At 36.8% G+C, this 11,804-nt stretch carries 16 protein-coding genes; 2 read left to right on the top strand and 14 right to left on the bottom strand.

The window, feature by feature from the left end:
- Positions 1-246: 246 nt before the first annotated feature.
- On the top strand, positions 247-849 hold the full coding sequence (locus tag Q0977_RS06945; RefSeq protein ID WP_119415272.1) for a hypothetical protein: 603 nt from the start codon (positions 247-249) through the stop codon (positions 847-849).
- A 107-nt stretch (positions 850-956) separates the two neighbouring features.
- Here the strand turns inward: Q0977_RS06945 and Q0977_RS06940 are convergent, their stop codons facing one another.
- Complete coding sequence (locus Q0977_RS06940; protein ID WP_119415273.1) at positions 957-1,640, bottom strand: KinB-signaling pathway activation protein; 684 nt, start codon at positions 1,638-1,640, stop codon at positions 957-959.
- Positions 1,641-1,786: 146 nt separating this feature from the next.
- On the opposite strand from Q0977_RS06940, the gene gerD reads away from it, so the two are divergent.
- Entirely contained in the window at positions 1,787-2,392 is a 606-nt protein-coding gene (gene gerD, locus Q0977_RS06935; protein WP_119415274.1) for a spore germination lipoprotein GerD, read from the top strand.
- A 60-nt stretch (positions 2,393-2,452) separates the two neighbouring features.
- Here gerD and Q0977_RS06930 read toward each other — a convergent pair whose 3' ends face one another.
- The 13 genes from Q0977_RS06930 to rpmJ all read right to left on the bottom strand — a co-directional run bounded on the left by Q0977_RS06930 (position 2,453) and on the right by rpmJ (position 11,796).
- Positions 2,453-3,514, bottom strand: a complete 1,062-nt coding sequence (locus Q0977_RS06930; protein ID WP_119415275.1) for an Mrp/NBP35 family ATP-binding protein — start codon at positions 3,512-3,514, stop codon at positions 2,453-2,455.
- 73 nt (positions 3,515-3,587) lie between these two features.
- Positions 3,588-4,301: an N-acetylmuramoyl-L-alanine amidase CwlD gene (gene cwlD / locus Q0977_RS06925; RefSeq protein WP_119415276.1), complete on the bottom strand. Its 714-nt coding sequence runs from the start codon at positions 4,299-4,301 to the stop codon at positions 3,588-3,590.
- Positions 4,302-4,687: 386 nt separating this feature from the next.
- The gene (gene rpsI, locus Q0977_RS06920; RefSeq protein WP_102693573.1) at positions 4,688-5,080 is read right to left on the bottom strand and encodes a 30S ribosomal protein S9; all 393 of its coding nucleotides are present in this window, start codon (positions 5,078-5,080) and stop codon (positions 4,688-4,690) included.
- Positions 5,081-5,101: 21 nt separating this feature from the next.
- Positions 5,102-5,539 (bottom strand): 50S ribosomal protein L13, encoded by a 438-nt coding sequence (rplM, locus tag Q0977_RS06915; RefSeq protein ID WP_299511898.1) that lies wholly within the window; start codon positions 5,537-5,539, stop codon positions 5,102-5,104.
- A gap of 179 nt (positions 5,540-5,718) precedes the next feature.
- Positions 5,719-6,468 carry a tRNA pseudouridine(38-40) synthase TruA gene (gene truA / locus Q0977_RS06910; RefSeq protein WP_124217372.1) on the bottom strand — a complete coding sequence of 250 codons (750 nt, stop codon included), beginning with the start codon at positions 6,466-6,468 and terminating at the stop codon, positions 5,719-5,721.
- Positions 6,469-6,490: 22 nt separating this feature from the next.
- Positions 6,491-7,288, bottom strand: coding sequence for an energy-coupling factor transporter transmembrane protein EcfT (locus tag Q0977_RS06905; RefSeq protein WP_119415279.1), 798 nt, complete (start codon positions 7,286-7,288; stop codon positions 6,491-6,493).
- Positions 7,285-8,157, bottom strand: a complete 873-nt coding sequence (locus Q0977_RS06900) for an energy-coupling factor ABC transporter ATP-binding protein (protein ID WP_124217374.1) — start codon at positions 8,155-8,157, stop codon at positions 7,285-7,287. The genes Q0977_RS06905 and Q0977_RS06900 overlap by 4 nt, the downstream gene beginning before the upstream one ends.
- Positions 8,133-8,978, bottom strand: coding sequence for an energy-coupling factor ABC transporter ATP-binding protein (locus Q0977_RS06895; RefSeq protein WP_124217375.1), 846 nt, complete (start codon positions 8,976-8,978; stop codon positions 8,133-8,135). Before Q0977_RS06895 ends, Q0977_RS06900 begins: the two co-directional genes overlap by 25 nt.
- Positions 8,979-9,367: 389 nt before the next feature.
- Positions 9,368-9,748: a 50S ribosomal protein L17 gene (gene rplQ / locus Q0977_RS06890; RefSeq protein ID WP_102693567.1), complete on the bottom strand. Its 381-nt coding sequence runs from the start codon at positions 9,746-9,748 to the stop codon at positions 9,368-9,370.
- Between the two features lie 52 nt (positions 9,749-9,800).
- Positions 9,801-10,745: a DNA-directed RNA polymerase subunit alpha gene (locus Q0977_RS06885; RefSeq protein ID WP_119415282.1), complete on the bottom strand. Its 945-nt coding sequence runs from the start codon at positions 10,743-10,745 to the stop codon at positions 9,801-9,803.
- A gap of 133 nt (positions 10,746-10,878) precedes the next feature.
- Positions 10,879-11,268: a 30S ribosomal protein S11 gene (gene rpsK / locus Q0977_RS06880; RefSeq protein ID WP_119415283.1), complete on the bottom strand. Its 390-nt coding sequence runs from the start codon at positions 11,266-11,268 to the stop codon at positions 10,879-10,881.
- 25 nt (positions 11,269-11,293) lie between these two features.
- The gene (rpsM, locus tag Q0977_RS06875; protein ID WP_119415284.1) at positions 11,294-11,659 is read right to left on the bottom strand and encodes a 30S ribosomal protein S13; all 366 of its coding nucleotides are present in this window, start codon (positions 11,657-11,659) and stop codon (positions 11,294-11,296) included.
- 23 nt (positions 11,660-11,682) lie between these two features.
- Entirely contained in the window at positions 11,683-11,796 is a 114-nt protein-coding gene (gene rpmJ, locus Q0977_RS06870; RefSeq protein ID WP_000868344.1) for a 50S ribosomal protein L36, read from the bottom strand.
- Between the last annotated feature and the right edge of the window lie 8 nt (positions 11,797-11,804).

The raw sequence follows: 11,804 nt of genomic DNA, 5'->3' as shown, positions 1-11,804 counted from the left end.
ATATCTTATCATATCCATTTTCAAAAGTCAAGAAGTTTTTTCAGGATTTATAAGTTTATATTTTTTTGATTTGTTTTCTCATTGCGAGTCAACGTTGATAACTATACGCTGTTTATATATATATGTCAACACTTTATATCAAAAAAGTTTTAAATAACATTCTCCAATCATATATATATTGACGAGGTGAGTGTTCTGATTAAAAGAATAATTATATCAACTCTTATTATGATGGCTTTATTGTTAATGTTTATACCTTCAAAAGGTACAATATCAGAGGTTTTTCGTTTAACTAACGAACCTAATATTATTACAAAAGGCAACTATGGTATGTCATTAACTATTGATTTATCTTATGCTGATGCAAAATTTATCGAATGGTTAAACGAAGTAGAAGCACCGTATCCATTACTAATGGTAGATCCCGAATTATTAGAGAGATCTCCAACACTAGTAAAAATGATTAAAACAAAAAACATCCCAATAGGCTTGCTAGGAAAAAGCAGTGAGTTCTATGAGGCAAATCCTTCTCAACTTAAAAAAGATATCAGTACTTTTAACTCAATTATGAAAAAGCCGCCTCTTTGGTTTAGAACAAAGGATTATGTTTTTTCACCAGACGTTATAAAGGTATTATGGAAAGAACAAATTAATATGCTTGGCGCTTCTAAAATACAAACTGACAATAGCAAGTTAAAGCTAGTACATGGTGACATAGTATCTATACCCTATCATCAAGAAGAAAGGATAAAATTGCAAAACATTAATCAATTAATCCAAAATAATTCATTCCAATCGATTGAAGAAACTATATTTGGATATTCACTCAAAACGAAGAGCTATCCTTAACCCGCCCTCCCATATTATTCATAGCATTTAGAAATGTTACAAGATATTTGGGATAATAAAAAAGGCTATCTCATAACAATCATTCGTTATGAAACAGCCTTTTTATTTTACTTTGCCTTATTTCCTTCTAATTTTCTTCGAGTAGCCCGACGTTCTTCTCTTTTCATTAAATCCTCAGCTGACTTCGCATTATACTTCGGTAATTCAAGAAGTTGAAATGCATTAACAGCAAGAATCGGGAATAATAACAATGTAATGTACTCGTTACCTCCAGATGAACGTACCCATAATGCAATAAGCCATTCAATTATACTGACAAAAATCATAAAGAATAATGCGGAAATTAAAATATGCTTTTTACCAGTCATTTTCACTTTCTTAATAGCAGTTAAAGTAGCAATTACAATCAATAATAGCAATAAACCTATGTAAAGAAGCCAATCACTAGCGTTATGTGCATATGGCTTAAAACGGAATAAAACAACATCGACTAAAGCCACGAGCATCAATAATAATTGTACCCAGTTCCATAAAGTCAATGAGCGGCAAATATTAACACCGATTTGATGGACTGTTAAATATGCAAAATACCCCATTTGACAAACCATACTCATTGTAAAGCCTAGGAACACAAACCACAGTAAACCGAAAAGAGCCTCTCCCCATTCACCATTTGAAACATGTTGAGCATAAAAATCTCCCCAACGTACGATCAAGCTCATCAATCCAGTGACAACGCCACCAATAATGAGGGCTCTTAAAGCAAATTTAAACCAATTTCGTATCGTCACGATTAAACTGCCTCCGTTTTTTCAAGTTCTTGTTCCATTCTATCAACGAATTTCGAAAAAATCTATTTATCACCGCATTTCATACATATTCCATTAAGAATTGTGAACAATAATTGAAACAACTACGCTAAAGCGAGGGAAGCAATATGTACAAAAAGCACATTATTATTACACTTCTATTTGTTATTTTATCTGGTTGTTCCGCTGCCCCCCAACAGAGCCAATCTTATGATGATATAAAGAAGTCAACACTTGATGCCTTACAAACAGAGGAAGGTAAAAAAGTGATTCGACAGTTATTAGAAGATCCAACGATGAAGGATTTACTTGTTTTAGAGCATGATGACGTGAACAAAGCTGTTCAAGAAACGTTGATGTCTAAAAAAGCTGAAGAATATTGGAAAAAGCAATTTGAAGATCCTAAGTTCCGTGAAACCTTTGCAAAAAGCATGAAAAAAGAACAGCAAAATCTGATGAAAGATTTGATGAAAGATGATACTTTCCAAAAAGACTTAGAACAATTCTTCTCACAGCCCGATATGCAAAAACAGCTTGAAAAAATTATGAAATCATCGAACTCAAAAGAGGAATTAAAGAAAGTAATTGTCGAGGTTATCAATAGCCCTTTAATGCAAGAAAAATGGACGAAACTCATTCAATCTGCGGGTGAAAAAACTGGTGATGAAAAATCACAATCCGGTGGTGGCGGCGGAGGTAGTTCTTCTGGAGAAAAAGGACAAGGACAAGGATAAGTAAAAAATTTAAGGATGTATCTAAAGTGACCTTCACTTTAAGATACATCCTTTTTATCATTATTCTTTATCTAATTTATCAATTACACGTTGTGCAATCTCTAAATATGTTTGTCCTGTTGGATGATTTTTAGCATATACAGATGGAGCAAAGTCAACTTCATTCCAATCTGGTTGACCTAAAGGAATTTGTCCAAGAAGATCAGTACGAAGCTCATCCGCTAGTTTAGGACCTCCACCTTGACCAAATACATATTCTCGTTCCCCTGATACTTCAGATTGGAACCAAGACATATTTTCGATAACACCTAAAATGTTATGTTCAGTTTTTATCGCCATTGCCCCAGCACGAGCTGCTACAAATGCTGCTGTAGGGTGTGGAGTAGTAACAACGATTTCATTTGATTCAGGTAACATTTGATGAATATCTAAAGCTATGTCACCTGTACCTGGTGGTAAGTCTAATAGTAAATAATCAAGGTCTCCCCATTCTACATCGCGGAAGAATTGATCTAATACTTTACCCAACATTGGACCACGCCATACTACTGGTGCATTATTTTCCACGAAAAATCCCATTGAAATCATTTTGACACCAAAACGTTCAACTGGAATAATGCGATTTTCTTTAACAACAGGCATAGTTTGTACACCCATCATATCAGGAACACTAAAGCCATAAATATCTGCATCGATTAGACCCACTTTTTTACCTAATCGAGATAATGCTACAGCTAAGTTTACAGCAACAGTTGATTTACCAACGCCACCTTTACCAGATGCAATTGAAATAAAATTGACTTTATTCAATGGTGACAATAAATCCTGTGCATCTGCACGAGTTGCAGTACCACGGAATTTTTCAATAGCTTCTGGTGAGAGTTCTGAGAATCGAATACCGACAGTTTTACATCCTGCACCTTTTAATACATTTACTATTTCCATTTGAAGCGTAAGTTGTTCGGGTGTATTTGTCTTTGCAATCGCAATTTTTACACTAACATGTTCTTTCTCTTCCTTAATAGAAACTTCAACAATACCGCCAGTTTCTGTTAATGTTTTATGTAAAAAAGGATCTTTTAATGCTCCAACTAATTCTCGAACTTGTTGTTCATTAATCACTGTAGACACTCCTTCAATTATCATTTCGATTTTAGTATATCATAACGCTTTCAAAAAGGTATTAATACGCTACTCATTCTACAATCGAATCAGAGTAACGCTCAATCCCTTCTACTATTGCTTCTGCCATTTTTTGTTGATAATCTGATGAAGACAGTAATTCCGCTTCTTCTGGATTGCTTAAAAAGCCCGTTTCTACTAGAACTGATGGCATTGTAGCTTTTTTCAGTAAATACACTTGTTTTATAGCTAATGCTTCACGATCAGTATTCTTTAGATTCTCTTTTATAGAACTTTGAATCGCTTTAGCTAAAAGTTCGCCCGCCGGATGGCCGTCCTTATGATAAAATACTTGAGCACCACGCCACTTTGATTGTGGAATAGCATTTGCATGAATGCTCAGGAAAAGATCCGGCTTGGCCTCATTTACTATTCTTTCCCTTAAGAAAATATCTTCTTTTTTTCTTTCCCTAAGTGTTGAATAGTCTGCATCAGGCTTATGCTCTGCAATTACATCCTCATCCTTTGTGCGCGTCATGATCACTGTTGCACCTTTTTTCTTTAATAGCTTTTCCACGTTTTTTGAAATAGCCAGTGTTACATCCTTCTCAATTAGTTCAGACGTAGAAGCCCCACCATCAATTCCGCCATGACCAGCATCTATTGCAATTTTGACTCCTCCTAAAGTTTCTGAAATGAAGAAACCACGATTAGATGCTTTTGTTTCATAAACAACTAGTAGTATACAAGCTACTAATACTACACTCCATATGAGCCAACGTTTCAATCATAGACACCACCTTTTACACTAACATATGCCAGATTGAGAGTGTATATACCGTTTCATTTAATGAACCTCTATCCATGATATTAGCCAACTTTAATTGATAGAAATACATAAGCAAATCAACTTTAATATATATTATTTGATAAGTATCAGTTATATTCTGAATATCTTTTAACGACTATGCGTTTTTTCTTTGTAAAAAGGAGATACTATATATTCTATTCAATATAGAAAATCATCTATATTTACTTCAATCGATTAAAAAGGCTTTTACCATTCACTTACAAATATAAGTACCTTATGAACACCCAATTGGTTTTAAAACGCAAAAAACCCTTTCTCGAGAAAACGAGAAAGGGTTTGAAAACGCTGATATATAAGAAATATTAACGTTTTGAGAATTGTGGTGCACGACGAGCACCTTTAAGACCGTATTTTTTACGTTCTTTCATACGAGGGTCACGAGTAAGTAAACCTGCTGATTTAAGTGCTGGACGGAAATCAGGGTCAACTGTTAGTAACGCACGAGCGATACCATGACGGATTGCGCCAGCTTGACCTGTAAAGCCACCACCATTTACGTTTACGTAAACATCATAGCTACCAAGAGTTTCAGTTGCTACTAATGGTTGTTTAATAACTTCGCGTAAAGATGCGAATGGGACGTAGTTTTCAACGTCGCGGTTGTTGATAACGATTTTGCCTTCGCCTGGTACTAAACGTACGCGGGCAGTTGAGCTTTTACGACGACCAGTGCCGATATATTGAACTTGTGCCAAGGTTGTATCCTCCTCTAATTATTATCCGCGAAGCTCGTAAGCTTCAGGTTTTTGTGCAGCATGTGGATGTTCAGAACCAGTATAAACGTGTAGTTTGTTGAACATTTGACGACCTAAAGAGTTTTTAGGAAGCATGCCTTTGATTGCTAATTCCAACATTTGAGTTGGGTATTTTTCTTTCATTTCGCCTGCTGTGCGAGTTTTTAAACCGCCAGCAAATTGAGTATGACGGTAGTAAATTTTACCTTTTAATTTGTTACCAGTTAACTCAATTTTATCAGCGTTGAGAATGATCACGTGATCACCTGTGTCAACGTTTGGTGTATAGATTGCTTTATGTTTACCACGTAAAAGAGCAGCTACTTCTGAAGCTAAACGACCAAGAGTTTGGCCTTCAGCGTCTACAACTAACCATTTACGTTCTACTTCGTGACCTTTAGCCATGAATGTTGTACGCATTTTAGTATCCTCCTACAATTTTCAAATTGTTTCTATTACTCTGTTCCAATTGTTTTCTTTATCCTCAAAAGCTAAGATTCGGGGCTTATCTTGTGGGGTAATGAAAATACCATATGTCATCTTACAACATATAGCAATGTAAGTCAAGTATTTCACAAAAAACGCCTGGAAATGTTGCTTCAATCTTCATAGTGCACGTTTTCAAGGTATAAACCCTGTGCTGGCGCAGTTTTGCCGGCCTTTCCTCTATCCATAGAAGCAATAATCTCAGCTAATTGTGCAGACTTACGCTTGCCAATCCCAACTTCCCATAATGTACCAGCAATAATACGTACCATATTATACAAAAAGCCATTTCCTTCAATAACCATATGCAATTCTTCTCCATGCCACTCGAATGTTAACGAAGAGACTGTACGTACTTTATCCTTTACGCTTGTGTTTGCGGCACAGAAACATGAAAAATCATGTGTCCCTAGGATATACTGTGCTGCTTCCTCCATTGCTGCAACATCTGGCTTCATCCCATTAGTGTGTGTAACATAAAATCTCCTAAATGGGCTCTGTATATCCTCACAAGACCAAATATAACGATATCTTTTCCCATGTACACTATAACGTGCGTGAAAATCAGCAGAAACCTCTTCTATTTTCAATATACGAATATCTTGAGGTAATTGCACATTTAGCGCACGGGCATAACGATCAACAGGAATAGACAATGTAGTATCAAAATGAATGACTTGTCCCGTTGCATGTACTCTAGCATCTGTTCTACCACTAGCTGTCACATGAACAATTTCGCCTTTATGCATTTTTGTAAGTACCTTCTCAATTTCCTCTTGTACAGTTCTTTGCTTCGGTTGCACTTGATATCCTGAGAAATTAGTACCGTCATATGCAATTGTAGCTTTGATTCTTCTTTTCATATTAAGCAATCTCCTATTTCTTTTAACTACGCAAGTACACTAATATAGCTGCCATTACCACGATAAAGAGAAGTGCTAAAGTATCTCCTAATCGCCATTTCAACTGGCGATAACGGGTTCTTCCTTCCCCTCCACGGTAACCACGAACCTCCATAGCAGTAGCTAAGTCTTCTGCTCGTTTAAATGCACTAACAAAGAGGGGCACTAGTAATGGTACTACCGCTTTTATTCTTTCTTTAACAGGACCCGTGGTAATATCGGAACCTCTTGCCATCTGTGCTTTCATAATCTTGTCTGTCTCATCCATCAATGTTGGTATGAAACGTAAAGATATCGACATCATTAATGCTAATTCATGTACTGGAAGATTTAACTTTTTAAGAGGATTTAAAAGCACTTCCATCCCATCAGTAATCGAAATAGGTGAGGTCGTTAAAGTTAAGACTGATGTTACAAAAACCAGAACTAAGAAACGAATTGAAATGTATATACCCTGTCTAAGACCTTCTTCGTAAATATGGATAAACTTCCATTCGAAGATTAGTGGTCCCTCTTTTGTAAAGAATATATGCAATAAAAAGGTAAAGGCCATCAAGATTATAATAGGCTTTAATCCATTAATTAAAAAATATAATTTAATCCGAGACATTAAAATGATTAGTAATGTAAAGGCGAATAGCGCTATATATGTAGGCGTATTATTCGCTAAAAAAACTACAATGATAAAGGCAAATACAAATATTAGTTTCGAGCGTGGATCCAATCTATGAACAAACGAATCTCCTGGTATGAAACGTCCAAAAATCATTTTATCCATCATTGACAATCACGCTCCTCTCGTAGCAATTGCGCAATTGACTTTGCCAACTCTTCTTCAGTTAAACAAACATTTGGAAGCTTACGACCTATTTTCTTTTCAAATTGATGTTGAAAATGGACTATATGAGGCAGTTCTAAACGATAATTGGCTAATTGCTCTGCGTCACTAAAGATCTCCTCTGGACTACCCGTTAATACACAACGACCTTCATGCATAATTGCAATATGATCTGCATAACGTGCTGCATCTTCCATACTATGCGTTACGAGAATGGTTGTTAAATGTCTTTCTTGATGCAACTGATAGAACAATTCCATAATCTCCATACGGCCTCTTGGGTCTAACCCTGCGGTTGGCTCATCTAAAACAATCACTTCTGGCTCCATTGCTAAAACACCAGCTATAGCAACTCGACGCATTTGACCGCCTGATAAGTCAAAAGGTGATTTCTCAAGAACTGATTCTGGAAGGCCTACAAGCTGTAATAAAGTATGTGCCCTCTTAATAGCTTCTTGTTCTGGTACACCAAAATTCATAGGTCCAAAAATAATATCTTTTAGTACAGTTTCTTCGAATAATTGATGCTCTGGAAATTGAAAGACAATACCTACTTTTTGACGTACTGGTCGTAGATCTTTTTCTTTCTTACCAGCATTAATTGTTTTATCACCAATGCGTACTGATCCATCTGTTGGTTTCAATAATGCATTTAAATGCTGTAATATCGTCGATTTGCCTGAACCGGTATGGCCGATAATCGCTTGATAACTACCTGAAGGAATAGTTAAATCTACATCAAATAACGCCCTTTTCTCAAAAGGAGTATTCGGCGCATATGCAAAACTTACTTTTTGAAGTTCGATATCCATAAATCATTCACCAACTGTTCTTCCGTCATATGTTCACCTTGAAGTTGTACACCCTCGGCTTTTAAAAGTTTTGTAAGCTTCATCGCAAACGGTAAATCTAAACCAAGTTCAACTAATTGATCACCTAATGCGAAAATTTCAGATGGGGTACCTTCAGCAAACTTTTTCCCACCATTCATAAATATTAAACGATCAGCCATAATAGCTTCTTCTAAATCATGGGTGATTGATAAGACCGTCAGCCCTGTTTTCTCACGTAATGCTCTTACAACTGAAAGGACTTCTTGACGTCCTTGAGGATCCAACATAGATGTTGCCTCATCCAATATAAGCAATCGCGGTTGCAATGCAAGCGCACCTGCAATCGCAACACGTTGCTTTTGCCCACCAGATAAGTGCTGCGGCTCATGATTTAAAAAAGCATCCATTTTGACTTGTTTTAATGCTTCATGCACACGTTGAACCATTTCTTTATAAGGTATGCCATTATTCTCTAAAGCAAATGCTACATCATCTTGTACAGTAGCACCTACGAATTGATTGTCAGGATTTTGGAACACCATTCCCATCTGAGAACGAGAATTCCATAAATTTTCTTCATTTAATACTTTCCCCATCACTTTCACAGTTCCACTCTGAGGAAAAAGGAGACCGTTAATAAGTCTCGCAATAGTGGATTTACCCGATCCATTGTGTCCTACAATAGCAATCCACTCACCTTCTGCTACATGGAAAGAAACATCTTCTACTGCATTTTTCACTTGAGGTTCTTCTGGTGCATATGTATAAGTCACATTATTCAGTGATAGAATTTCATGCATTTGTTTTAACTCCTCTCGCTAGACTATCCTAGGCTCTACTCTTCTATAACTTACACTGTTTTATGTATGATTACTAGTTGGAAATAACGTTTCTTAAAAAAAATACGACTTTGTCCAATAAGGCTAAAGTCGAATTTTAAAAATTATCAAAATAAAAATAAAAAAGCGCGCACCCCATTCAGAGAAACGCGCTAATTGGATATCTCCCGTTCAAAGGTTGCTCAGACCTTAAACGTGAATGGGGTGCGTAGAGCTAAACGAGACAGCACTTATGTCTGCTCATCATAACGCTCAGCTTTTAAATTTGTCGTATAAATCTTCTTTTTGAAAAAAAGAGGGTGTAAGTTCATATTGTTGTGAACAAGTACACCCTCTCCCAATCGTTATAATTAAACTAATTCAATTACAACAACAGGTGCACCGTCACCACGGCGAGGTCCCATTTTCATAATACGAGTATAACCGCCTTGACGGTCAGCGTAGCGTGGTGCTACATCATCAAACAATTTTTGAAGTGCAAAAACTGTAGATTCATTACCTTCAGCATCAGTTGAAGTTGCTACTTCATGACGGATAAATGCTGCAGCTTGACGACGAGCGTGTAAGTCACCGCGTTTACCTAAAGTAATCATTTTTTCAACTACTGAGCGTAATTCTTTCGCACGAGTTTCTGTTGTTTCAATGCGTTCGTTAATGATTAAGTCAGTTGCTAAATCACGTAACAAAGCTTTACGTTGAGAACTTGTACGTCCAAGTTTTCTGTAACCCATGGATGTTTCCCTCCTTCGTTCAATTACTGATCCTACATATCTTTATAGTCGCTTAGTCTTCTTCTCGTAACCCTAAACCAAGCTCTTCTAACTTCGCTTTTACTTCTTCTAATGATTTACGTCCTAAGTTACGTACTTTCATCATATCGTCTTCAGACTTGTTAGCAAGTTCAAGAACAGTATTGATACCAGCGCGTTTTAGGCAGTTGTAAGAACGAACAGAAAGATCTAGTTCTTCGATAGTCATCTCTAGAACTTTTTCTTTTTGATCTTCTTCTTTTTCAACCATGATTTCAGCAGTTTTTGCTTCATCTGTTAAACCAACGAAGATATTTAAGTGCTCGGTTAATATTTTCGCTCCGAGCGAAATCGCCTCTTTTGGACCGATGCTGCCATCTGTCCACACATCAAGTGAAAGTTTATCGTAGTCAGATGATTGTCCAACTCGAGTATTTTCAACTGTGTAGTTGACGCGTGAAACTGGAGTGTAAATAGAGTCGATCGGGATCACGCCGATAGGAAGATCCTCACGTTTGTTTTGATCAGCTGGAGTGTATCCACGTCCACGTTGCGCATACATACGCATACGAAGATGACCATTATTAGCAACTGTTGCAATATATAGATCTGGGTTTAATACTTCTACATCACTGTCATGCGTAATATCCGCAGCAGTTACAACCCCGTCACCTTTAAAATCAATTTCAATGACTTTTTCTTCGTCAGAGTAGATTTTCAAAGCTAGCTTTTTAATGTTCAAAATAATTGATGCAACATCTTCTACAACGCCTTCAATAGTAGAGAATTCGTGTAGTACGCCGTCAATTTGAATTGAAGTTACAGCAGCTCCTGGTAAAGAAGACAGAAGGATACGACGTAGTGAATTACCCAAAGTAGTTCCATACCCACGTTCAAGTGGTTCTACAACAAATTTGCCGTATTTTAAATCATCACTGATCTCTACGGTTTCAATCTTTGGTTTTTCAATTTCGATCATTCAATTTACCCTCCTTCAAAACATCGAATATATGGTATTATTTCCATTTAAATCGAATGTCAAACAATCATTCAAAAAATATTATCCATTTGCGTATAAAAAGTTTACTCAATAAAAACAAGAGTTGCAACTATTATACACGACGACGTTTTGGTGGGCGGCAACCATTATGAGGAACTGGAGTTACATCTTTAATAGCTGTAACTTCTAAACCTGCAGCTTGAAGTGCACGGATAGCAGCTTCACGACCTGCACCAGGACCTTTAACAGTTACTTCTAAAGATTTTAAACCATGTTCTAATGATGCTTTAGCAGCAGTTTCAGCAGCCATTTGTGCAGCGAATGGTGTAGATTTACGAGAACCTCTGAAACCTAGTGCACCAGCTGAAGACCAAGAAACAGCATTACCTTGCATATCTGTAATGGTTACAATTGTGTTATTAAATGTAGAACGGATGTGTGCAATACCTGATTCGATATTTTTTTTCACACGACGTTTACGAGTTTGTTGTTTACGTGCCATGTTAAGAATAAACCTCCTTTACCTATTATTTTTTCTTGTTAGCTACAGTTTTACGAGGACCTTTACGAGTACGTGCGTTGTTTTTAGAATGTTGTCCGCGTACTGGTAAACCGCGACGGTGACGCATACCTCGGTAAGAACCGATTTCCATTAAGCGTTTAATGTTAAGAGAAGTTTCGCGACGTAAGTCACCTTCTACTTTGTATTTGTCAACTTGTTCACGGATTTTGTTTTGTTCGTCTTCTGTTAAGTCGCGAACACGAGTATCTTCTGAAACACCTGCATCTGCAAGAATTTTCTTAGCAGTAGTGTTACCGATACCGAAAATGTATGTTAATGAAATTACAACGCGTTTTTCGCGTGGAATGTCAACACCAGCAATACGTGCCATGTAAGATGTACACCTCCTTGGAATTATCCTTGTTTTTGTTTGTGTTTAGGATTTTCACAGATTACCATTACTTTACCGCGTCGGCGAATAACTTTACATTTTTCGCAGATCGGTTTCACAGATGGTCTCACTTTCATCTAACCTA

The organism is uncultured Rummeliibacillus sp. (genome assembly GCF_934216135.1).
In the GTDB taxonomy this organism is placed as follows: Bacteria; Bacillota; Bacilli; order Bacillales_A; family Planococcaceae; genus Rummeliibacillus.
This window is presented reverse-complemented; position numbering and strand designations above follow the sequence as displayed.